23 protein-coding genes are annotated in these 22,799 nt (G+C 66.9%); 13 read left to right on the top strand and 10 right to left on the bottom strand.

Annotation, left to right across the window (positions count from 1 at the left end; all coding sequences use genetic code 11):
* The first annotated feature begins 25 nt into the window (after positions 1-25).
* Positions 26-805, top strand: a complete 780-nt coding sequence (locus DSC_RS09255) for a hypothetical protein (protein WP_043290508.1) — start codon at positions 26-28, stop codon at positions 803-805.
* 95 nt (positions 806-900) lie between these two features.
* On the opposite strand, the gene DSC_RS09250 is transcribed toward DSC_RS09255, so the two are convergent.
* From DSC_RS09250 to ykgO, 7 genes are all read right to left on the bottom strand, one after another.
* Positions 901-1,371, bottom strand: a complete 471-nt coding sequence (locus DSC_RS09250) for a c-type cytochrome (protein WP_014160900.1) — start codon at positions 1,369-1,371, stop codon at positions 901-903.
* Between the two features lie 7 nt (positions 1,372-1,378).
* Positions 1,379-1,795 carry a c-type cytochrome gene (locus DSC_RS09245; protein ID WP_043290507.1) on the bottom strand — a complete coding sequence of 139 codons (417 nt, stop codon included), beginning with the start codon at positions 1,793-1,795 and terminating at the stop codon, positions 1,379-1,381.
* A gap of 226 nt (positions 1,796-2,021) precedes the next feature.
* Positions 2,022-3,254, bottom strand: coding sequence for a TraB/GumN family protein (locus DSC_RS09240; protein WP_014160898.1), 1,233 nt, complete (start codon positions 3,252-3,254; stop codon positions 2,022-2,024).
* 109 nt (positions 3,255-3,363) lie between these two features.
* Entirely contained in the window at positions 3,364-4,248 is an 885-nt protein-coding gene (locus DSC_RS09235; protein ID WP_014160897.1) for a carbon-nitrogen hydrolase, read from the bottom strand.
* Between the two features lie 124 nt (positions 4,249-4,372).
* Positions 4,373-5,404: an agmatine deiminase family protein gene (locus tag DSC_RS09230; RefSeq protein WP_014160896.1), complete on the bottom strand. Its 1,032-nt coding sequence runs from the start codon at positions 5,402-5,404 to the stop codon at positions 4,373-4,375.
* 120 nt (positions 5,405-5,524) lie between these two features.
* Positions 5,525-5,851 carry a hypothetical protein gene (locus DSC_RS09225; RefSeq protein ID WP_014160895.1) on the bottom strand — a complete coding sequence of 109 codons (327 nt, stop codon included), beginning with the start codon at positions 5,849-5,851 and terminating at the stop codon, positions 5,525-5,527.
* A gap of 250 nt (positions 5,852-6,101) precedes the next feature.
* Positions 6,102-6,227, bottom strand: coding sequence for a type B 50S ribosomal protein L36 (gene ykgO, locus DSC_RS09220; RefSeq protein ID WP_010342887.1), 126 nt, complete (start codon positions 6,225-6,227; stop codon positions 6,102-6,104).
* 176 nt (positions 6,228-6,403) lie between these two features.
* Here ykgO and cmk point away from each other — a divergent pair, with 176 nt between their 5' ends.
* From cmk to galU, 8 genes are all read left to right on the top strand, one after another.
* Positions 6,404-7,084, top strand: coding sequence for a (d)CMP kinase (cmk, locus tag DSC_RS09215; protein WP_043290506.1), 681 nt, complete (start codon positions 6,404-6,406; stop codon positions 7,082-7,084).
* A 159-nt stretch (positions 7,085-7,243) separates the two neighbouring features.
* Positions 7,244-8,935, top strand: coding sequence for a 30S ribosomal protein S1 (rpsA, locus tag DSC_RS09210; RefSeq protein WP_014160893.1), 1,692 nt, complete (start codon positions 7,244-7,246; stop codon positions 8,933-8,935).
* A gap of 55 nt (positions 8,936-8,990) precedes the next feature.
* A complete protein-coding gene (locus tag DSC_RS09205) occupies positions 8,991-9,329 on the top strand; it encodes an integration host factor subunit beta (protein ID WP_158308251.1) in 339 nt (112 codons plus the stop codon).
* 118 nt (positions 9,330-9,447) lie between these two features.
* Complete coding sequence (locus tag DSC_RS09200; protein WP_014160891.1) at positions 9,448-9,741, top strand: LapA family protein; 294 nt, start codon at positions 9,448-9,450, stop codon at positions 9,739-9,741.
* Positions 9,742-9,745: 4 nt separating this feature from the next.
* Complete coding sequence (gene lapB / locus DSC_RS09195; protein ID WP_014160890.1) at positions 9,746-10,924, top strand: lipopolysaccharide assembly protein LapB; 1,179 nt, start codon at positions 9,746-9,748, stop codon at positions 10,922-10,924.
* Positions 10,924-11,907 carry an MraY family glycosyltransferase gene (locus tag DSC_RS09190; protein ID WP_014160889.1) on the top strand — a complete coding sequence of 328 codons (984 nt, stop codon included), beginning with the start codon at positions 10,924-10,926 and terminating at the stop codon, positions 11,905-11,907. The genes lapB and DSC_RS09190 overlap by 1 nt, the downstream gene beginning before the upstream one ends.
* A complete protein-coding gene (locus DSC_RS09185) occupies positions 11,904-13,811 on the top strand; it encodes a polysaccharide biosynthesis protein (protein WP_014160888.1) in 1,908 nt (635 codons plus the stop codon). Before DSC_RS09190 ends, DSC_RS09185 begins: the two co-directional genes overlap by 4 nt.
* A complete protein-coding gene (gene galU, locus DSC_RS09180) occupies positions 13,808-14,710 on the top strand; it encodes a UTP--glucose-1-phosphate uridylyltransferase GalU (RefSeq protein WP_014160887.1) in 903 nt (300 codons plus the stop codon). Before DSC_RS09185 ends, galU begins: the two co-directional genes overlap by 4 nt.
* Positions 14,711-14,808: 98 nt before the next feature.
* Here galU and DSC_RS09175 read toward each other — a convergent pair whose 3' ends face one another.
* The 3 genes from DSC_RS09175 to DSC_RS09165 form a co-directional block, all read right to left on the bottom strand.
* A complete protein-coding gene (locus DSC_RS09175) occupies positions 14,809-16,017 on the bottom strand; it encodes an acetyl-CoA C-acyltransferase (RefSeq protein ID WP_014160886.1) in 1,209 nt (402 codons plus the stop codon).
* Positions 16,018-16,142: 125 nt separating this feature from the next.
* Positions 16,143-18,542 (bottom strand): 3-hydroxyacyl-CoA dehydrogenase/enoyl-CoA hydratase family protein, encoded by a 2,400-nt coding sequence (locus DSC_RS09170; RefSeq protein ID WP_014160885.1) that lies wholly within the window; start codon positions 18,540-18,542, stop codon positions 16,143-16,145.
* Between the two features lie 28 nt (positions 18,543-18,570).
* Positions 18,571-19,206, bottom strand: a complete 636-nt coding sequence (locus tag DSC_RS09165; RefSeq protein WP_014160884.1) for a TetR/AcrR family transcriptional regulator — start codon at positions 19,204-19,206, stop codon at positions 18,571-18,573.
* Between the two features lie 217 nt (positions 19,207-19,423).
* Here DSC_RS09165 and ndk point away from each other — a divergent pair, with 217 nt between their 5' ends.
* Genes ndk through DSC_RS09145 form a run of 4 tightly spaced genes read left to right on the top strand, consistent with a single transcriptional unit; the run spans position 19,424 to position 22,750 of the window.
* Entirely contained in the window at positions 19,424-19,849 is a 426-nt protein-coding gene (gene ndk, locus DSC_RS09160) for a nucleoside-diphosphate kinase (protein WP_014160883.1), read from the top strand.
* Between the two features lie 12 nt (positions 19,850-19,861).
* Positions 19,862-21,073 (top strand): dual-specificity RNA methyltransferase RlmN, encoded by a 1,212-nt coding sequence (rlmN, locus tag DSC_RS09155; protein ID WP_014160882.1) that lies wholly within the window; start codon positions 19,862-19,864, stop codon positions 21,071-21,073.
* Positions 21,074-21,080: 7 nt separating this feature from the next.
* Entirely contained in the window at positions 21,081-21,875 is a 795-nt protein-coding gene (pilW, locus tag DSC_RS09150; RefSeq protein WP_425476620.1) for a type IV pilus biogenesis/stability protein PilW, read from the top strand.
* Positions 21,872-22,750 carry a helix-turn-helix domain-containing protein gene (locus DSC_RS09145; protein WP_014160880.1) on the top strand — a complete coding sequence of 293 codons (879 nt, stop codon included), beginning with the start codon at positions 21,872-21,874 and terminating at the stop codon, positions 22,748-22,750. The genes pilW and DSC_RS09145 overlap by 4 nt, the downstream gene beginning before the upstream one ends.
* The last annotated feature ends 49 nt before the right edge of the window (positions 22,751-22,799 follow it).

The raw sequence follows: 22,799 nt of genomic DNA, 5'->3' as shown, positions 1-22,799 counted from the left end.
GCAGGCCCGCGTGCGCGAGATTCCGATGCCGCCCGCGCCCGCCGCGCCAGCGGACACCCCCGCCCCGGCCACGGCCAGTGCAGCCTCCAGCGCCGCCGCCCCGCAGGCTGCTGCAGAAGCGCAGGCGACCGCCGCCGCTTCCGCAAGCGCCAGCCGCCCCTCCACGGCCAGTGCCCAGGCCGAGCAGGGCCAGGCCGCGCAGGCGTCCAGCAGCACCGCCGACAGCGGCGCGCCTGCTTCGCCGATGCCGGGCGGGCAGACCGCCGGCAGCCTGGCCAACGCCCCTGGCGCCGGCGCCAAAGCCAGCGACGGCCTGGGCACGCCGGGTCCAAAGGCCGCCGACGACTGGGGTCGGTCCAGCAAGGCCGCGCCAGGAACCGAGGCCGGCGCCGGCCAGGGGCTGAAGGGCCTGTTCAATGCCGACGGCAGCGCCAGGCTGCCCGACGGGCTGGCCGGCGGCAGTACGGTCAAGCCGGGTGTGCCCGGCTCGCGCCAGCAGGCCAGGATCGATGCCGACCACGCCGGCACCTGGCTCGACCGCCCGTCCTTCGGTTACGAGCCGACCATGTTCGACAAGTACTGGATCCCCGGCGGCTCGCTGCTGCAGGACTGGGTGCGTGCCGGCGTGCGCGAGATGGAGATCCCGATCCCCGGCACCGGCAAGCGGATCCGCTGCGTGATCTCGGTGCTGCAGGCAGGCGGCGCGTGCGGTCTGTTCGATCCGGACAAGAATGCGCAACCTGCAGGCGCGCGACCGCCGCCGGACATCCCGGTCAAGCGCAAGCCGATCCCGGTGGGCAGCTGACGCAGCGGCTGCACCGGCCTGAGGTCGCAGCTGGTCGCGGCTGTATCAGGGGAAAAGGGCCCTGCAGCCCCGTTATTCGTTCGGCGGAGCCGGACTCAGTCCAACCCATGCAGGTCGCGCAGCTGGCCCTTGCGCGAGGCGAAGTACGCGGCAAGGTTGGCGATGTCCGCATCGCTGAGGTCCTTGGCCTGCGGCGTCATCAGGGCCTGATCGCGATCGCCGGCACGGTAGGCCTGCAGCGCTTGGGCGAGGTAGTCGGCGTACTGACCGGCCAGGCGCGGGTAGCTGGCGGCGATGGGTTGGTTGCCTTCCGGGCCGTGGCAGTCCACGCAGCTCTGGCCGGTGGCCTTGCCCTTTTCCTGGGCGCGCTTTTCGCCGGCGGCGATGTTGCCGGGCGGGAGGCCTGCGGACGAACCGCTGCCGTATTCGCCGCTGGCGTGGCCGGGGTTGGCCGCGGCGGTGTCGGAGGTCTCGGTCTTGGAACAGGCACCAAGCGCAAGGGCGGCCAGCAGGGCCACGATCAGGGGCAGGCGTGGCGGGCGTGGAACGAGGACGGCTGTGCGCATGGTCGGCTTACTTCAGGCTGGACAGGTAGGCGGCCAGGTCGGTGATGTCCTGGTCGGAGAAGCTCTGGGCCTGGGCCTGCATCGTTGGATGCTTGCGCTTGCCGGCCTTGTACTCGGTCAGCGCCTGGACCAGGTATTGGCTCGTCTGCCCGCCGATCCGCGGCACATGGTAGTTGGGGTAGGCGTTCTTGTAGCCGGTGACGCCATGGCAGCCCTGGCAGGTGTAGGCAAGCTGCTTGCCGGCTTCCAGGTTGGGCTTGGGGGCCGTCGGCGCGGGCGGAGCCGGTTCGGCAGCCGGCGCGGCAGGTGCCGGCGTTGCGGGTGGGGAAACGGGATCCTTGGCATCCTGGCGAGCCTGGCTGGCGGGGATCACCCCAGCGAGCAGCAAGCCGAAACAGGCGGCGAACAACAGCGGTCGCGTCATGTCGTGTTCCGAAATTTGCGCGCGCCGCGTTCGATCCGCAGCGCTTGGCCATGCCGAGTATAGCCTGCCGTTCAGCGTCTCCGGCAAGGCACATGCCGGGGAAAAATTGATGCATCGCAACAACTTGCACGTTCCGGGTGCGGACCTGGCCTTGCGAGAACCAGGCCATGTGCTGCGGCGGGCGCGCAGCTGGCCGTGCCTTGCACACTTGGGCAGGTTGCGGTGGTCAGCCCAGCAGCTTGCCGGCGATCAGCGCACCGGTCATCCAGAAGCCGAGCATGCTGCCCAGGTTGGTCAGCAGGAAGGTCAGCACCACCCGGCACACCCGGTTGCGGTACCAACCCCTGAGGGTCTGCGCATCGTCGCGCAGGGCCAGGAAATCGCCGTAGGCCGGCTTGCGCAGGTGCACTTCGGCCAGGGCGCTGAAGGCGCCGGCAGGCAGGCCGGGACGGAACGGCTTGAGCGGGGCGGCGATGACCGCCGCCAGGATGCTCAGCGGGTGGCCGGCCGCGGCCAGGCAACCCAGGCCGGCCAGGCCGCCGGTCAGCACCAGCCACTGCAGCAGCAGGGTGCTGCCGAGCTTGAACCCGCCGCTGTAGAAGCCCCAGCCGATGCCGCCCAGCACCAGCACGCTCAGCAGGATCATGATCCACGGCAGCCTGCGCCGGGCCTGCACGTGTTCAAGTTCGGCACGCACGGTGGCCGGGTCGTCGTGGTCCTCGGCCAGGTGCCGGGCCAGGCCCTGAAGGTGGCCGGCCCCGACCACCGCCAGCACTTCGCGCGCGGTGCCGGCGTGTTGGCGCAGGCTGGCGGCCATGTAGCGGTCGCGCTCGGCGATCACCGCCTCGAACAGGGCCGGGCTTTCCCTGGCGAACTCGCCGAAGCTGGCTTCCAGCATGTCGCCCCGTTTGAGCTGCTCGATCTCCGCTTCGCCCACGTGTTCGGAGGCGAACAGGCCACCGAGCAGGCTGGTGCCCAGCTTGAGCTTGCCGAAGAAGCCCAGCTTGGCCGAGGCCCGCTTGAAGGTCAGGCCGACCTCGCGGTCGATCAGGTGCACGGCCATGCCGCGTTCGTGTGCGGCGGCCACCGCGCGCTTGAGTTCGGCGCCGGGCTCGATGCCCAGCTGCTCGGCCAGGCGACGCTGGTAGGCAGCCAGGGCCAGGTTGGCGGCGAACAGCGCCACCCGGCCCTTGCGGATCACCTGTACCAGGTCCAGCTTGGCCAGCGCATCCGGATCGCTCAGGGCCTGCAGCCGCTGGGTGTCCAGTTCCACCGCCACCGCATCGTAGGGATGCGAATCGATGGCGTGCTGCACCGCATCGACGCTGGCCCTGGACACGTGTGCGGTGCCCAGCAGGGTGTAGCGCACGCCATCGCGCTCGACCACGCGCATGGGTTGTTCGACCGCATCGTCGAGCACCAGCGGCGCGGGCAGGGCGGGGGAGTCTGGATCGGTCATGGATTACTCATCAAGGGGATCGCATGCGGTGCCGTCGCCGGCGCCCGCTGCCTGTGTACCGTGTCGAGCCAGCGGCCGTGCTTGCGGCCGATGCCCGCGGGGATCGCCATCAGTCGATGTAGCGCTTGGTCAGCTCGCCGTAGGCGTCGATGCGGCGATCGCGCAGGAACGGCCAGATCCGGCGCACGTGCTCGCTGCGCTGCAGGTCCACTTCCACGCTCAGGATTTCCGGTCCGCCGCCGGCTTGCGCCAGGAATTCGCCCTGCGGTCCCAGCACGTGGCTGTTGCCCCAGAAGTCGATGCCCGCCGCGCCCAGCGGCGAGGGTTCATGGCCAACCCGGTTGCAGCTGAGCACCGGCAGGCCGTTGGCCACGGCATGGCCACGATGGCTCAGCACCCAGGCATCGCGCTGACGATTCCTTTCGTCCTGTGCATCATCCGGGTCCCAGCCGATCGCGGTCGGATACAGCAGCAGGTCCGCACCGGCCAGCGCCATCAGGCGCGCGCCTTCCGGATACCACTGGTCCCAGCACACCAGCACGCCCAGCCGGCCGACCGAGGTGTCGATGGGGGTAAAGCCCAGGTCGCCCGGGGTGAAGTAGAACTTCTCGTAGAAGCCCGGATCATCCGGGATGTGCATCTTGCGGTACTTGCCGGCGATGCTGCCGTCGGCGTCGAACACCACCGCGGTGTTGTGATACAGCCCGGCGGCGCGGCGCTCGAACAGCGAGCTGACTAGCACGACCTTGTGCTGCCTGGCCAGTGCGGCCAGGCGCTGGGTGCTGGGGCCGGGAATCGGTTCGGCCAGGTCGAACTCCTGGACCGATTCGTGCTGGCAGAAGTACGCGCCGTTGTGCAGTTCCTGCAGCAGCACCAGCCTGGCGCCGCGGCGGGCCGCTTCGGCCACGCGCTGCTCGATCACCGCCAGGTTGGCATCGGCGTCCCCATGGTTGTTTTCCTGGATCAGCGCGACGGGCAGGCGATTACGGGTCATGGCATTGTGGCGGGACGGCGGGGAGAAGCCATGGTAACGCGGATGGCGAAAACACCTGGCGCGCGCTGCACCGCGCTCCACAGGTCGCATCACCCGTCCTTGGGTGAAGCGACGCGGCGAACGTTCACAGCGCCAGCAGCCCCTCGGGCAGCTGCATGGTCACGCAATGCAGGCTGCCGTTCTGCCAGATCAGCGCACGGCAGGGGATCTGCACGATCTGGCGGCCTGGATACGCCTTGGCCAGCACCTTGGCCGCCGGGTCATCGGCCGGATCGCCATAGGCTGGCATCAGCACTGCGCCATTGACGATCAGGTAGTTGGCATAGCTGGCAGCCAGACGACGGCCGCCGTCCAGGATCGGCTGCGCCCACGGCAGCGGATACAGCGTGTAGGGCGCACCGTCGAGCGTGCGCAAGGCCGCCAGTTCGCCGGCCATCGCGGTGAGTTCGGCGTGGTGCGCGTCGGCAGGGTCATCGCAGGCCTGGTAGACGATCGCGTCGTCCGGGGCGAAGCGGGCCAGGGTGTCGATGTGCGCGTCGGTGTCGTCGCCTTCCAGATAGCCATGGTCCAGCCACAGCACGCGCTGCTGGTGCAGGGTGGACTGCAGGGTCTGGGTGATCTGCTCGCGCGAGGCATCCGGATGGCGCTCGTGCAGGCAGCGCCAAGTGGTCAGCAGCGTGCCGCGGCCGTCGGTCTCGATGGCGCCGCCTTCCAGGGCGAAATCCACGCTTTGCACATAGTCATCGCGGAACACACCCGCGCCGGTCAGGGTGCCGACCAGCTGGTCGTCCAGTGAGGCTTCGTACTTGCCGCCCCAGCCGGTGAAACGGAAATCCATCAGTTTGAAGCCGTCCTGGCCACGCAGGCAGATCGGGCCGGAATCGCGCAGCCAGGTGTCGTTGTACGGTGCCTCGATGAAGCGCACCTGGCCCATGTCCACGCACGCCGAGCGCAGCCGTGCTTCGGCGTAGATCTGCAGGTCGGCGTCGGCCACGCAGATCACCACCGGCTCGAAGCCGGTGATGCCGGCCACCAGGGCGATATAGGTCTCTTCGACGGACTCCAGGCGCGGCGCCCAGTCGGTTCCTGCGTGCGGCCAGGCGATCAGGATCGCGGACTGGGGTTCCCACTCCGCGGGCAAACGGACATTGGTCATCGGATTTTCCATCGGCTGGGCCGGGATGGGTCACCGGCGATTTTCAAGGATGCGCTGGGCCGCCTCGCTGGCCGGGCAGGCAAGCGGCACGGCGCAACGCGGCACGCGCGCCACGTCGTGTCAGCGGATCGGCGGCTTGGGGCCAATCTCGTTGGGGCTGGCCTTGTTGGCCACCACGTCGATCACCTTGTTCTTCTCGAAGTACACGGTGAAGTCCGGGTAGACCCAGCGGTTGATCGTCGGCCACTGGCGCTTCTGGCCGCCGCGCGGCTCCAGGCGCTGGGCGGGCGCACCGAACCTGGCCTCCACCTGCGCGGTGGTCAGGCCACGCACGGGCAGGTTCGACGCCGGGTCGCGGGTACGGTCCACCAGCAGGGTTTCCGACCATGCCGGCGTGCCCAGACTGGTCAGGACGAGCAGGGACAGCGCGCGCAGGTGAGCTTTCATGGCAAGGGACCCCCGGGTGAGGCGGTCTTTATAACAGCAGTGCCGGCCACAAAAAATCGCCTGGAGCGATTTTTGACGTTGCGCAGCAACGGCCCGAAGGGTGGCCGCCAGGGATGGCGGGCCACCAAAGATCGCCTGGAGCGATTTTTGACGTTGCGCAGCAACGGCCCGAAGGGTGGCCGCCAGGGATGGTGGGCAACAAAAAACCGCCCGGGCGGGCGGCTTCTGCTGGACCGGCCGGCGCTGCAACTCAGCGCTGGCGGGCCTTGAAGCGCGGGTTGGACTTGCAGATCACGAAGACCTTGCCACGACGGCGAACCACCTTGCAGTCGCGGTGACGGGCCTTCGCCGACTTCAGGGAGGACAGGACCTTCATGATGTAAAACCTCGGCGTAGAATGGATTGAAGCGGACTCAAGCCGCCCATTCTAGCCTTCCTTTCCCAGCCGATTCAAGCAGTTGAATGGACATGTGTTCCGGCGCCTGGAAATGGGGCCGGGCGCGCGGCCGCTTCGGCCATAATTTCACGCTTGCCCCCCACGCAGGTCCTGCAATGACTTTACCGATCCCCGTGCTCACCATCGATGGCCCGTCCGGCGCTGGCAAGGGCACGGTCAGCCGCATGGTCGCCTCGCGGCTGGGCTGGCACTACCTGGATTCGGGCGCGTTGTACCGCGCCGTCGGCGTGGCGGCCAGCTGGGCCAACCTGGACCTGTCCGATTCGGCCGCACTGGTGCGCTGCGCGTTCGACACGACCGTGACCTTTCGTGAACAGGCCGGCGCGGAGATGCGGGTCATCGTGAACGGGGTCGATGCCACCGACGAGTTGCGCCTGGAAACCACCGGCGCGGTCGCTTCGGCCATCGCCGCCATCCCGGAGGTGCGCTCGGCGCTGAAGGAGCGCCAGCGGGCGTTTCGGGTCGCGCCTGGCCTGGTCGCCGACGGCCGCGACATGGGCACGGTGATCTTCCCGGACGCTCCTTACAAGGTGTTCCTGACCGCCAGCGCCGAGGAGCGCGCGGAGCGTCGCTATAAGCAGTTGAAAGACAAGGGGGTTTCGGTGACAATTGACGGTCTGCTGCGCGAGATCCTCGCGCGCGACGCCCGCGATGCCCAACGCACGGTGGCGCCGCTGCGGCCGGCCGAAGACGCCGTCCTCATCGACACCACCGGATTGGCCATCGATGCCGTCGTCCAGCGGGTGTTGGCCCTGGTGCCAACACCGGTGGCCTGAAAGGTCCTTCGCAGCAGAACAGCGCCACGCCGGCATGTCGCCGTCGCGGTTTACCTTAAACCAACTACACACGGCAGCCGTCTTGGTGCCTTGAAGGGTGGACAGGGGCGATGGCCGAAAGGCCGCCACCTGTCCGTGTGTCCAACCGAGTATTCAACAATGACCGAATCATTTGCAGAACTGTTTGAGCAGAGCCAGACCCATCTGGCCAAGCTGAAGCCTGGCTCCATCGTGGTCGGCACCGTGGTCGAGGTGCGCAACGACGTGGTGGTGATCAATGCCGGCCTCAAGTCCGAAGGCATCGTGCCGATCGAACAGTTCCGTAACGACGCCGGCGAGATCGATGTGGGTGTGGGCGACCAGGTCAAGGTCGCGCTGGACTCCCTCGAGAACGGCTTTGGCGAAACCGTCCTGTCGCGCGAGAAGGCCAAGCGCGCCATGGTGTGGGACGAGCTGGAAGAAGCGCTGGAAAAGAACGAAACCATCACCGGCCGCATCAGCGGCAAGGTCAAGGGTGGTTTCACCGTCGACATCAAGGACGTGCGTGCGTTCCTGCCAGGTTCGCTGGTCGATGTGCGCCCGGTGCGCGATCCCGGCTACCTGGAAGGCAAGGAGCTGGAGTTCAAGCTCATCAAGCTTGACCGCAAGCGCAACAACGTCGTGGTCTCGCGCCGCGCCGTGGTCGAGTCCGAGCACTCCGAGGAGCGCGAGGCGCTGATGGACCGGCTGCAGGAAGGCGTGGTGCTGAAGGGTGTGGTCAAGAACCTCACCGACTACGGCGCCTTCGTCGACCTGGGCGGCATCGATGGCCTGCTGCACATCACCGACATGGCCTGGAAGCGCGTGCGCCATCCATCCGAAGTGGTCGAAGTGGGCCAGGAACTGGAAGTGCGCGTGCTCAAGTACGACCGCGAGCGCAACCGCGTCAGCCTGGGCCTGAAGCAGCTGGGCGAGGATCCGTGGGACAACATCGCCCGCCGCTACCCGTCCAACAGCCGGGTGTTCGGCAAGGTCTCCAACGTCACCGATTACGGCGCGTTCGTCGAGATCGAGCCGGGCGTGGAAGGCCTGGTGCACGTCTCGGAGATGGACTGGACCAACAAGAACGTCAACCCGTCCAAGGTGGTGCAGGTCGGTGACGAAGTGGAAGTCATGGTCCTGGACGTGGACGAGGAGCGTCGCCGCATCTCGCTGGGCATGAAGCAGGTTGCCGCCAATCCGTGGGAAACCTTTGCTGCGATCCACAAGAAGAACGACAAGGTGTCCGGCCAGATCAAGTCGATCACCGACTTCGGCATCTTCATCGGCCTGGACGGCGGCATCGACGGCCTGATCCACCTGTCGGACATCAGCTGGAACTCCACCGGCGAAGATGTCGCGCGCAACTTCAAGAAGGGCGACACCCTGGAAGCGGTGGTCCTGGCCGTTGACCCGGAGCGCGAGCGCATCAGCCTGGGCGTCAAGCAGCTGGAGCAGGATCCGTTCGGCCAGTACATGGCCGCCCATCCGAAGGGCTCCAAGGTCCAAGGGACGGTCAAGGAAGTGGATGCCAAGGGTGCCACGATCGAACTGGCCGACGGCGTCGAGGGCTACGTGATGGCCCGTGACATCTCTTATGACCGGGTGGACGATGCCAGCCAGCACCTGAAGGTCGGCCAGAAGATCGAAGCCAAGTTCATGGGCATGGACCGCAAGGGCCGCACCCTGCAGCTGTCGATCAAGGCCAAGGATGAGGCAGACACCGCCGAAGCCCTGGCCGAGTACAACAAGACCACGGCCGAAGCCTCCACCGGGACCACCAGCCTGGGCGCCCTGCTGCGCGCGCAGCTGGACGGCGGCAAGTCCGAGTAAGTCAGTCGTACGCGTGAAGCCACGCCGGCCCGGTTCGCCCGGGCCGGCTGTGGTCATGCATGCCCCATGTTCCACATCGCAGACGATGACGAAATCCGAACTGATCGAAATCCTGACCCGCAAGCAGCCACACCTGAAGCCGGACGACGTCGACCTCGCGGTCAAGTCGTTGCTGGAAATGATGGGCGGGGCGCTGACGCGTGGCGAACGGATCGAGATCCGCGGCTTCGGCAGTTTCTCGCTGCACTATCGTCCGCCACGCATGGGCCGCAATCCCAAGACCGGCGATCCGGTCGCGTTGCCGGCCAAGCATGTGCCGCATTTCAAGCCCGGCAAGGAGCTGCGCGAACGCGTCAGCACCGTGGCGCCCATCGAGGAGATCGGCAGCGACTGAAGGTCGCCTGCTGTCTGCCCGCATGCTTCAGGTCCGCCTTCGGCGGCCCGCGTCTGTCCCGCCCCCGATCGTGCCTCGGCTAAGCTAGGCGCCCGACGTACCCGAAAGAAGGGGCTCCATGAACATTCTTCGCCTGCTCATTGCCCTGGCATTCCTGGCCATCGGGCTGGTCATCGGCATTCTCAATACCCAGCCGATCACGCTCAACCTGCTGTTTACCCAGATCTCCACCGGCTCGGGCGCGGCGATCATCGTCTCGCTGCTGGCCGGCGTCTGCATCGGTGCGCTGATCGTCCTGGCCACCGTCGCCTGGCCGCTGTATGCGCGCCTGCGCAAGGCCGGCAAGCTTCCCGTTGCCGCCGCGCCCGTGTCCCCGCCCACCAGCGACGCCCCCCCGGGCAGCGGAGTCTGATTCGATGGAGTTCCTCGACCAGTGGTTCTGGTTTGTCCTGTTCGTGCCACTGGCTGCGCTGATCGGCTGGGTGATCGGCCGCCGCGGTGGCCAGCGCCACAACGTCAGCCAGGTCAGCCATCTGTCCAGTACCTACTTCCGCGGCCTGAACTACCTGCTCAACGAACAGCCGGACAAGGCCATTGAGCTGTTCCTGCATGTGGCCGAGCTGGACAAGGAAACCTTCGAGACCCAGGTCGCCCTGGGACACCTGTTCCGTCGTCGCGGCGAAGTCGATCGCGCGATCCGCCTGCACCAGGGGCTGGTCCAGCGCAACGACCTGAGCGATCAGCAGCGGGTCCAGGCGCTGCTGGCCCTGGGCGAGGACTACATGAAGTCCGGGCTGCTGGACCGCGCCGAAACCGTATTCACCGACCTGGCCCGGATCGACCAGCGCGCGCCGCAGGCGCTGCGCCATCTGATCGGCATCTACCAGGCCGAGCGCGACTGGGAAAAGGCGATCGACAACGCGACCCGTTTCGAGGAAGCCACGGGCGAGCCGATGGGCAAGCTGGTGGCCCAGTTCGAATGCGAGCTGGCCGAGCGCTATCGCACGGCCAATGCCATTGATTCGGCCCGCGCCGCCATCGCCCGTGCCTACCAGGCCGATGCCAAGTCGGTGCGGGCCGGCATCCTGGAAGGGCGGCTGGAAGTGGAGGCAGGCAACCCCGAGGCGGCCATTCGCGCCTTCGAGCGTGCCGCACGGCACGATCCAGACTACCTGCCCGAAGTCCTGCCCGGACTGCTGGACAGTTACGAGAAGGTGGGGGATGTGCCGGGTGCACGGGCGTTCCTGTCGGAGATGTGCGAGCACTATCGCGGCATCGCACCAGTGCTGGCGTTGGCCAAGCTGGTGGAAAAGCACGACGGCCTGCACCAGGCGCGCGTGTACCTGGCCCGCCAGCTCAAGGATCGCCCCTCGGTGCGTGGCGAGGCGGCCCTGATCGATCTGACCCTGCAGGAAGGCACCGATCCGGACGCCACGCTGCATGACCTCAAGCACATCACCGACCAGTTGCTGGTGCGCAACCCCAGCTATCGCTGCACCCGTTGTGGCTTCGGCGCACGGACCCACCACTGGCAATGTCCCAGCTGCAAGGAGTGGGGCACGGTCAAGCCCTTGCTGAACTACGCCGTCGTCTGATGCCGGGCCTGCTGCCGTGGCTGTTGTTGCACGCAGGCGCCGCTGCTGCGCTGACCTGGGGAACCCGTCGTTACGCGTTGTGGCGTGGCCTGCTGGACGCGCCGGGCCAACGCCGAAGCCATCGGGTGCCCACCCCGCGCGGTGGCGGCATCGCGATCGCGGCCGTGGTCCTGCTTGCCTGTGCATGGCTGGCCTGGCGCGCGCCGACGCATGCGCGGTCGATCGGCCTGTTTGCAGGTGGACTGCTGATGGTGGCGGCGATCGGCTGGATGGACGATCATCGCCCGTTGCCTGCTGCGCGACGCTTCGTGGTGCACCTGCTGGCCGCCTCGCTGCTGGCCGGCGCACTGGCCATGCAGGCGTTGCCATGGTGGCAGGTCGTGCTGGGCTGGCTGTTTGCCGTGTGCCTGGTGAACATCTGGAACTTCATGGACGGCATCAACGGCCTGGCCGCGAGCCAGGCGGCCATTGCCGCCGCCGGCTATGCCCTGGTGCTGCCCGCACCGTGGGCCTGGATTGCCTGGGCGCTGTGTGCCGGATGCCTGGGCTTTCTGCCGATGAACTTCCCGCGCGCCAGGATCTTCATGGGCGACGTCGGCAGCGGGGCGCTGGGCTATGTGCTCGCCGGGCTGATCGCACTGTCGATCACGGGTGTGGAAGCGCTGCCATTGACGCTGTTGCCGATCTGCGCGTTCAGCATTGACGCAGGCTTCACTCTGCTCCGTCGTGTACTTTGCCAAGAAGCCTGGTGGCAGCCGCACACCACGCATGCCTACCAGCGCGCTGCGCGTCGCCATGGGCACACACCGGTGACCGTCCTCTGTGCTTTGTTCTCAATCGCCGCTACCATTTCCATGGTGACCCTTTGGCAGACCACCTTCATGGTCGCGCTGATGGTCACACTGGGTGTGTGTGTGCTCGCGTCCTGGATCTGGTCGCGGCAGCAAAGGCTCGAAACTCCAGGGATAAGGAACGCTGAATGAAGCAATGGCGCACACGCCTGTCCATTTCGCTGCCACGCGTGGCCATCATTTGCCACGACCTGGTCATGGTCTGGCTGTGCTGGCATGGACTGCACTGGCTGCGCTACGCGATGGTGCCCGGGGCCCCTGCGCTCCCCTGGTGGTCGACCGAATCGTGGATCGTATTGGGCGCCCAGGGATTGGTGTTCTGGCGGGTCGGCCTGTATCGCGGGCTGTGGCGTTTTGCCAGCGTCCCGGACCTGGGCAACATCTTCAAGGCCGGTCTGGTCGGCCTGCTCGCCATTGCCATCGGACTGGTGATCTACAACCGCATTGATGCGGTGTCGCGTGCTGCGCTGGTCTTGTATCCGTTCGCATTGGTGGGCCTGCTGGGCCTGCCGCGGCTGCTGTACCGCGCATGGAAGGACAACCAGACCAGCGATGTCATGGAGCTGGGGGCCAAGCGGGTGCTCGTGCTGGGCGCCGGGCGCGCCGCCGAGGCCTTGCTGCGTGACCTGCGCCGCAGCGGCGCCTGGGAGCCGGTGGGCATCCTCGACGATGCCAAACGCCTGCACGGCACCAAGCTGCGCGGCGTGCCGGTCCTGGGCGAACTGGCCGACGCCGGCACGATCGCGCGCGAGACCGCCGCGCGCCTGATCGTCATCGCCATGCCTTCCCTGGATGCCACCGCGATGCAGCGCGTGGTCGGCATCTGCGAAGGCACCGGCCTGCCGTTCCGGACCGTGCCGCGGCTGGTCGACATCCTCGAGGGGCGCTCGCTGCCGGGCGAGCTCAAGGAAGTGGCGATCGACGACCTGCTGGGCCGCAAGCCGGTCACCCCTGACTGGAAGCTGATCCGCGGCTGGCTGGGTGGGCGCACGGTGCTGGTGACCGGTGCAGGCGGCTCGATCGGTTCGGAACTGTGCCGGCAGTGCGCGCGCCACGGTGCGCAGCGCATCGCGCTGATGGAAATCAGCGAGCTGGCCCTGATCAAGTCGCACGAGGCATTGACCCGGGCGTTTCCCGACCTGGAAATCCTGCCATTTCTCGGCAACTGCGGCGATCCGGCCGCGATCAGGCGTGCACTGGACATGGCCCGGCCCGACGCGGTCTTCCACGCCGCGGCCTACAAGCACGTGCCCTTGCTGGAAGGCCAGTTGCGCGAGGCCATCTGCAACAACGTGCTGGTGACCGAAACCATGGCGCGCGCCTGCCGCCAGGCCGAGGTCGGGACCTTTGTCTTCATCTCCACCGACAAGGCGGTCGACCCGGCCAACGTGCTGGGGGCGAGCAAGCGCCTGGCCGAAATGGCCTGCCAGAGCCTGGACGAACGTGGCCGGACCCGCTTCACCACGGTGCGCTTTGGCAACGTGCTCGATTCGGCCGGCTCGGTGGTGCCGCTGTTTCGCGAACAGATCCGCAATGGCGGCCCGGTGACGGTGACCCATCCCGAGGTGACCCGATACTTCATGACCATCCCGGAAGCCTGCCAGTTGATCGTGCAGGCCGCCGCCAGCGCGGCCCATGCGTCGATCTACACCCTGGACATGGGCGAGCCGATCCCGATCCGCGTGCTGGCCGAACAGATGATCCGCCTTGCAGGCAAGCAGCCCGGACGCGACGTGGCCATCACCTACACCGGCCTGCGTCCGGGCGAGAAGCTGCACGAGACCCTGTTCCATGCCGATGAGCTGTATCAACCCACGGCCCATTCCAAGATCCTGGAAGCGCGCGCGCGCGAGGTTTCCGGCGAATCCATCACGCGTGCATTGCAACAGCTGCGGCAAGCTGTCGCCGATTACGACACCGATGCGATCACCCGCATCCTGCACGCGGCGATCCCAGAGTTCAGCCCCGCGCCGGAGCACAAGGCGAGCAGCACCGTGGTTCCCTTCCCAACCAGAGAGGCCAGGACTTACCGATGACCCAGCGTATCCACAAGGCAGTGTTTCCCGTTGCCGGGCTTGGCACGCGCTTTCTGCCGGCAACCAAGACGGTGCCCAAGGAAATGCTGCCCATCATTGACAGGCCATTGATCCAGTACGCGGTCGATGAGGCCGTCGAAGCCGGCTGCGATACGCTGATCTTCGTGACCAACCGCTACAAGCATGCGATCGGCGACTACTTCGACAAGGCCTACGAGCTGGAAGACAAGCTCGAGGCCGCGGGCAAGCTGGAGCTGCTGGACAAGGTCCGCAATCCGCTGCCCAAGGGCGTGCGTGCGATTTTCGTGACCCAGACCGAAGCCCTGGGCCTGGGCCATGCGGTCCTGTGCGCCAAGACCATTGTCGGCGACGAGCCATTTGCGGTGATGTTGCCTGACGATCTGATCGTCAATCGCAACGGTGCCGGCGCGCTCAAGCAGATGGCCGACGCCCATGCATCCACCGGCGCCAGCCAGATCGCGGTGCAGGATGTCGAGCCTGAACAGACCGCCAGCTACGGCATCGTCGCCACCGATGCCTTTGACGGTCGCAGTGGCAGGATCAATGCGATAGTCGAAAAGCCCAAGCCAGAGGACGCGCCGAGCAACCTTGGCGTGGTCGGACGCTACGTGCTCGATGGCAGCATCTTCAAACTGCTGGAAGACACCAGGCCCGGTGCCGGCGGCGAGATCCAGCTGACCGATGCCATCGCCGCGCTGCTCAAGCGCAAGCCCGTGAATGCGTATCGCTTCAAGGGCACGCGCTTTGACTGCGGGGCGCACATCGGCCTGGTCGAGGCCACCATCCATTACGCGCTGCATAGCGAAAAGATCGGCGAAGCCGCGGCCGAAGCCATGCGCAATGCGCTGAAGGAACTGGGCGTTCGCGAGTCCGAATGATCTTGCCGGTTTCAGTGTGCTGACGAAGAAGGCGGCCAATGGCCGCCTTCTTCATGCCGGTTCGCCAGGTTCGATTCCAGGGCGCTGCCAGGATCCGATCAAAGTGCTTCGAAGATGCCGGCTGCGCCCATGCCGGTGCCGATGCACATGGTCACCATGCCGTACTTGTGCTGGCGACGGCGCATGCCGTGGACGATGGTGGCGGTGCGGACCGCGCCGGTCGCGCCCAGCGGATGGCCCAGGGCGATCGCACCGCCGAGCGGGTTGACCTTGGATGGATCCAGCTCGCTGTCGCGGATCACCGCCAGCGCCTGCGCGGCGAAGGCTTCGTTGAGTTCGATCCAGTCCAGCTGGCCCTTGTTCAGGCCGGCCTGCTTGAGCGCCTTGGGAATCGCGGCGATCGGGCCGATGCCCATCACCTCCGGTCGCACGCCGGCGACCGAGAAGCTGACAAAGCGCGCCAGCGGGGTCAGACCGTAGTCCTTGATCGCCTGCTCGGAGGCCAGCAGCACCGCACCGGCGCCGTCGCTCATCTGCGAGGAGTTGCCGGCGGTCACGCTGCCACCGAACTGGCCGTTGCGGAAAACCGGGCGCAGTTTGGCCAGGCTTTCGATCGACGAATCCGGGCGCGGACCTTCGTCGTTTTCCACCAGCAGTTTGTGCAAACGGATGGTGCCGCCAGCGGCCAGGTCCGGCTGGTGCGAGACGACCTGGTAAGGCGAGATTTCCGACTTGAACTCGCCGGCCTGGATTGCGGCGGTGGCCTTCTGGTGCGAGGCCACGGCGAAGGCGTCCTGGTCTTCGCGCGAGACCTTCCATTCCTCGGCGACCTTCTCGGCGGTGATGCCCATGCCGTAGGCGATGGCCACGTGGTCGTCGTGGAACACTGACGGCGACAGCGCGATCCTGTTGCCCATCATCGGCACCATCGACATCGATTCGGTGCCGCCGGCCAGCATCAGGTCGGCGTTGCCCAGGCGGATCTGGTCGGCGGCCAGGGCCACGGCCTGCAACCCGGAGGAGCAGAAGCGGTTGATGGTCTGGGCGGCAATGGTGTTTGGCAGGCCGGCCAGCAGCACGCCGATGCGCGCCACGTTCATGCCTTGTTCGCCCTCAGGCATGGCGCAGCCGATGATGGCGTCATCGATGCGCGCCACATCGATGCCCGGTGCCTGGGCGATCACCGACTTCAGCACGTGCGCCAGCATGTCATCGGGCCGGGTGTTGCGGAACACGCCCTTGGGCGCCTTGCCCACCGGAGTACGGGTGGCGGCGACGATGTAGGCATCCTGGATTTGTCTGGTCATGGGGTTCTCGAAAATTTGGGGCGATGGGCGATCGGGACTCGGGACTGGGGTTTCGGGACTCGAAAAAGCCAGGGCGGCCGGCGTTTTCCGAGTCCCGAGTCCCGCAACCCGAGTCCCGGCTTCAATCAGTTCCTCAGCGGCTTGCCGGTCTTGAGCATGTGGCTGATGCGCGCCTGGGTCTTGTCCTGCTGGGCCAGTTCGACGAAATGGCGGCGCTCCAACTGGAGCAGCCATTGCTCGTCCACCAGCGCGCCGCGGTCGACTTCGCCGCCGCACAGCACGGTGGCGATACGGCTGGCGATCTCGTAGTCGTACTCGCTGATGAAGCGGCCTTCCAGCATGTTGACCAGCAGCATCTTGAAGGTGGCGATGCCGACGTCGCCGGCCACCTGGATGCGGCGCGCGGGCAGGGGCGGGCGATAGCCGGACTCGGCCAGTGCGCAGGCTTCGTTCCGGGCGATGTACAGCGACTCGTACGGGTTGAAGGCCACCTTGTCGGTGGTGCGCAGCAGGCCCAGCTCCTTGGCGTTGATCGCAGAAGTGGAGACCTTGGCCATGGCGATGGTCTCGAAGATCTTCTTCAGCTCGGCGAACACGTCGCCGCCCGGGCCGGCGGCCTCGGAGGCGCGCACCGCCAGCTCCTTCAGGCCGCCGCCGGCCGGCAGCAGGCCCACCCCGGCCTCGACCAGGCCGATGTAGCTTTCCAGCCCGGCCACCGTCCTGGCGCCGTGCATCTGGAACTCGCAGCCACCGCCCAGGGCCAGGCCGCGCACTGCGGCCACCACCGGGACCAGCGAATACTTGATCCGCTGGCTGGTGGCCTGGAAGTTGGTGACCATCGCCTCGAACGCATCGATCTTGCCGGCCTGCAGCAGGCCCAGCACGCCGGCCAGGTCGGCACCGGCGGAGAAGGGCTCGGCGTGCTGCCAGATCACCAGGCCCTTGAAGTCACGCTCGGCGCGGCCGACCACTTCCTGCAGGCCATCGAGCACCTGGTCCGAGACGGTGTTCATCTTGGTCTTGAAGCTGACCACGGCCACTTCGTCACCGTCGTGCCACATGCGCACGCCCTCGTTCTCGAACACCGTTTCGCCCTGCGCGAACTGCTCGCCCAGCAGCGGATCGGGGAAACGCTGGCGCTTGTAGACCGGCAGCGCCGAGCGCGGCAGCTTGGCGTTCTGCACCGGGCTGTACGAGCCCTCTGCCGCATGCACGCCGTCGCGGCCATCGAACACCCAGTCCGGCAGCGGTGCGCTGGACATGCTCCTGCCGGTGACGATGTCATCGGCGATCCACTGCGCCACCTGCTTCCAGCCTGCGGCCTGCCAGGTCTCGAACGGGCCCAGCGACCAGCCGTAGCCCCAGCGGATGGCCAGGTCCACGTCGCGCGCGGTTTCGGCGATGTCGGCCAGGTGGTAGGCGCTGTAATGGAACAGGTCGCGGAAGGTCGCCCACAGGAACCGGGCCTGCGGGTGCTGGCTTTCGCGCAGCCTGGCGAACTTCTCGGCCGGATTCCTGATCTTCAGGATCTCGACCACTTCCGGTGCCGCGGCGCGGTCGGCCGGGCGGTAGGGATTGGCCGATCCCAATTTTTCCAGGTCCAGCACCACGATGTCCTTGCCGGCCTTGCGGAAGATGCCGGCGCCGGTCTTCTGGCCCAGTGCGCCCTTTGAAACCAGCGCTTCCAGCCACTGGGGCGATTTGAAGTACTGGTGCCACGGGTCGTCGGGCAGGGTCTGGGCCATGTTCGCGATCACGTGGGCCATGGTGTCCAGGCCGACCACATCCGAGGTGCGGTAGGTGGCCGACTTGGGCCGCCCGACCAGGGGGCCGGTCAGCGCGTCGACTTCATCAAAGCCCAGGCCGAATGCCTCGGTGTGGTGGATCGTGGACAGGATCGAAAACACCCCGATCCGGTTGCCGATGAAGTTCGGGGTGTCCTTGGCGTAGACCACGCCCTTGCCCAGGGTGGTGACCAGGAAGGTCTCCAGGCCTTCCAGCACGGCCTTGTCGGTGGTCCGGGCCGGGATTAGCTCGGCCAGGTGCATGTAGCGCGGCGGGTTGAAGAAATGCACGCCGCAGAAGCGGTGGCGCAGCTGTTCGGGCAGGACATCGGCCAGCGCGTTGATCCCCAGGCCCGAGGTGTTGGAGGCCAGCACCGCGGTGGGCGAGACGAACGGGGCGATCTTCCGGTACAGCTCCTGCTTCCAGTCCATCCGCTCGGCGATCGCCTCGATGATCAGGTCGCACTCGCACAGCTGGTCCAGGCCGCTGCTGTCATCAGGCGTACCGTAGTTGGCCGGGGTGATCGCCTCGGCCAGGGCCTTGCTGGCCAGCGGCGCGGGCGAGAGCTTGCCCAGGTTGGCGATGGCCTTGAGCACGATGCCGTCGGCAGGGCCTTGCTTGGCCGGCAGGTCGAACAGGACCGTGTCCACGCCAGCGTTGGTCAGGTGCGCGGCGATCTGGGCGCCCATGACGCCGGCCCCGAGCACCGCGGCACGACGGACAAGCAGTTTCTCAGACATAGTCAACAAGCCTTTGTTTTGGTTGAAATTACGATTCGACGCTGCCGGCGCGAAGCCCGGCCTCGGCGAAGCGGATGAGTTCGCGTGCGGCGCGCTCGCGATGCGCAGCTTCGGCGACGTGGGCCGGGCGCTTGATCAGCCCGAAATCGGCCATGGCATAGGTCAGGGCGCCGGCCAGGAAGTCCAGACGCCAGTACAGCGCTTCCTTGCTCAGTTCAGGCAGGCACCCGGCGATGGCCTTGCCGAACTCGCGCAGCACATGTCCGTAGTGTTCGGACAGGAACTTGCGCAGATTGTCGTTCTTCTCCGCATAGGCCCGGGCGATGACCCGGACGAAGGCGCCGCCGCCCTGGCCGTCCTGGGCCATGGCCAGCGCCGGCTCCACGAACGCGGCCAGGATCGGCTCGAGCTTGCCCGGTGCCTGTTGCAGCGCGGTTTCCAGCTGGCTCAGGCGGGCCGCGGTCATCACGTCCATGCGCCGGCGGAAGACCTCGTTGACCAGATTTTCCTTGGACCCGAAGTGATAGTTGACCGCGGCGATGTTGACATCGGCGCGGGTGGTGACCTGACGCAGCGAGGTGCTGGCGAATCCGTGCAGCGCGAACAGCTCCTCGGCCGCGCCCAGGATGCGGTCCTTGGTGGAAAATGGAGTGGCTGCGGCCATGGGTTCCGATTGGTTGAATCAAACGCTTGTTTGAGTCTGCGCCTGCAGTGTGCCCAAGTCATGCTGCATCGCCGCAAAATCAGTGCGCGGCCAAGCGCTGCATGATGCCCGGTGATACGTTAGAATTTGTACAACAATCAAACCTAAGCCCGCGTTCCCACGCGGGTTTTTTCATGTAACCTTGGGCTCAAGTGGCCCGCCCTTCGGAGAAGACCCCATGGCGCTGGAGCGCACCCTGTCCATCATCAAGCCCGATGCCGTGGCCAAGAACGTCATCGGTCAGATCTATACCCGCTTCGAGCAGGCCGGCCTGAAGGTCGTCGCGGCCAGGTACAGGCAACTCTCGCGTCGCGAGGCCGAAGGCTTCTACGCGGTACACAAGGACCGCCCCTTCTTCAATGCGCTGGTCCAGTTCATGATCTCCGGACCGGTGATGATCCAGGTCCTGGAAGGCGAGAACGCCGTGCTGGCCCACCGCGACCTGCTGGGCGCGACCAACCCGAAGGACGCCGCGCCGGGCACCATCCGCGCCGACTTTGCCGATTCGATCCAGGCCAATGCCGCCCACGGCTCGGACTCGGTCGAGAATGCGGCCATTGAAGTGGCCTACTGGTTCGCTTCCACCGATGTGGTTTCGCGCTGAGGTCGCGCCATCGTGAACGAGATCGTGTCGCTTCCCAGCGTGACCACGCCCGGTGACTCCGTCGCCGTGGCAGCGGTGCGCAAGCAGAACCTGCTCGATCTCGATCGCCTCGGGCTGGAGCGCTTCTTCGAGGACACCCTCGGCGAGAAGCGCTACCGCGCCCACCAGGTCATGAAGTGGATCCATCACCGCTACGTCACCGATTTCGACGAAATGACCGACCTCGGCAAGGCCCTGCGTGCCAAGCTGCAGCAGCATGCCGAAGTGATCGTCCCGAACATCGTGTTCGACAAGCCCTCCACCGACGGCACCCACAAGTGGTTGCTGTCGATGGGCGCCGATGGCAAGAACGCCATCGAAACGGTCTACATCCCCGACAGGACCCGCGGCACGCTGTGCGTGTCCTCGCAGGTCGGCTGCGCGCTGAACTGCCAGTTCTGCTCGACCGCCACTCAGGGCTTCAACCGCAACCTGTCCACGGCCGAGATCATCGGCCAGGTCTGGGTGGCTGCACGCCATCTGGGCAACGTGCCGGCGCAGATCCGCCGGCTCACCAACGTGGTGATGATGGGCATGGGCGAGCCGCTGGCCAATTTCGACAACGTCGTGCGCGCCATGAGCGTGATGCGCGACGACCTGGGCTACGGCCTGGCCAGCAAGCGGGTGACGCTCTCCACCGCCGGCATGGTGCCGATGATCGATCGCCTGTCCAGCGAAAGCGACGTGTCGCTGGCCGTCTCCCTGCATGCGGCCGACGACGCCCTGCGCAGCGAGCTGGTGCCGCTCAACAGGAAGTACCCGATCGAGCAGCTCATGGCCGCCTGCGCGCGCTATCTGAAAGCCAGCCCCAGGCGCGACTCGATCACCTTCGAGTACACCTTGATGAAGGGCGTCAACGACCAGCCTGAGCATGCGCGCGCGCTGGCGCGGTTGATGCGCCAGTTCGGCAACCAGATGCAGTCGCGCGAGGCGGGCAAGGTCAACCTGATCCCGTTCAATCCGTTCCCCGGCACGCGCTACCAGCGCTCGGAGGAGGGCGACATCCGCGCCTTCCAGAAAATCCTGCTGGACCAGCAGGTACTGACGATGGTCCGCCGCACGCGCGGCGACGACATCGATGCGGCCTGTGGCCAGCTCAAGGGACAGGTGATGGACCGCACCCGCCGCCAGGCCGCGTTCAACCGCCAGTTGCGCGAACAAGGCCTGGGTGATGCGGCTGCGTAACCTGCTGCTGGTTGCCACGCTCATCGCGGTGGCCGCCAGCGGCTGCTCGCGGCTGACCTTCGTCCGTCCCAAGGGCGGCATCAGGGAGTTCGATGCGCCCAAGAGCGAATACAGGGTCAGCGACAGCAAGGCCACCCGGCAACGCCTGGAAGAACAGGACAGCCTGGGGCTGGCCGAACAGCGCCTGCGGGTCGGCGACCTGAAGACCGCCGAGCAGGAAGCGTCGAAGGTGCTCAGGCGCAATCCCGGTTCGGTCGGCGCACTGACGCTGCTGGCGATCGTGGCCGATCGCCGCGGCCAGTCCAAGGCGGCTGGCGCGTATTACCGCAAGGCTGCCGAACTGGCACCCAACGATGGCGGCATGCTCAACAACTATGGCGCCTGGCTCTGCGGCAACGGCTTCCCGGCCGAGGCGCTGGTGTGGTTCGACCGCGCCATCGCCGCACCCAACTACAACCCGGCCGGCGCCCTGGCCAATGCCGGCGGCTGTGCACTGCAGACCGGCCAGTACGAGCGGGTGGAAACCGACCTGCGCAAGGCGCTGGCGCTGGACCCGACCAACGCGTACGCCCTGGTGTCGATGGCCCGCAACAAATACAGGTTGGGCCAGTTCATGGATGCGCGTGCCTTCATCGAACGCAGGATGACAGCTGCACCTGTCGACCCGGGCGTGTTACAACTTGCAGCCGACATTGAAACCAAGCTCGGCGACAGGGCAGCCGCCGAGAAATATCGGCAGCGGCTGCGGGCGGAGTTCCCCGATGCCGCTGCGGCAAGCTCCGGGGAAAGTGCACGGCCATGACCGATCCGAACAGGACCCATTCGGCGCCCGAGAACGGGCAGCAGAAGGAGACTGGCGCAAGCCTGCGCCGCGCCCGTGAGCAGCAGGGCATGACGCTTGAGCAGGCCGCTGCGGCGCTGAAGCTGCCTGCGCGGATCGTCGAGGCGATCGAAGCCGGGCGCTGGCAGCAGCTGGGCGCGGCGGTGTTCGTGCGCGGCCACCTGCGCAGCTACGCCCGGCTGGTCGGGGTGAACCTGGACGATGACCTGGAGCGCTCCACCCTGCAGGCCGTCAGGCCGGTGGAACTGGTCAGCCACACCCACACCCCGCGCTACCAGCGCATGTTCGAGAGCGCTTCGCGGCGCGCGGTGTACGTGGTGATCACCCTGTGCTTCTTCGCCGTGCCGGTGTGGCTGCTGCTGTCCGACGGCGCCGGCCAGCAGGTGCTCAGGACCGCCTCGCTGGACGTGCTGCCCAAGCCGCCGACCGAGGCGCAGGCCAGGCCAGGTGCTGCCGTGCCCGCGCCCTCGTCCGCGCCGGTGGTGGTGCCGGCCGTGGTGGCCGACGCCCCGATCACCGCGTCGATGGCGCCGCGCCTGAATCGAGAGCCGCCAGCGGCGGCCAATGCCACGCCTGCGCTGAAGCTGCAATTCAGCGGCGACAGCTGGGTCGAGATCGACGGCCCGAACGGCCAGATCATCGAGCGCGGGCTGCTCAGGGCAGGTCAGCAGCGCCACTTCCAGCCCGGTCAAGTCGCGCGGGTCAAGCTCGGCAATGCGAGCGCGGTTCAGGTTCAGCAAGGCGGGAGTACGGTGGATCTGGCGCCGTACCAGCGGGCCAACGTGGCGCGCTTTGCGGTATCCTCTGACGGATCACTGGCGCCGGTTCAGGACTGACCCGCGAAGGGTCCAGACAGTCGCAATCAGATGACCCCGCATCGGCGCG

This window comes from Pseudoxanthomonas spadix BD-a59, assembly GCF_000233915.3.
In the GTDB taxonomy this organism is placed as follows: Bacteria; Pseudomonadota; Gammaproteobacteria; order Xanthomonadales; family Xanthomonadaceae; genus Pseudoxanthomonas_A; species Pseudoxanthomonas_A spadix.
Note: the sequence above shows the minus strand (reverse complement) of the source record. Positions and strands in the feature narration are given on the sequence as shown.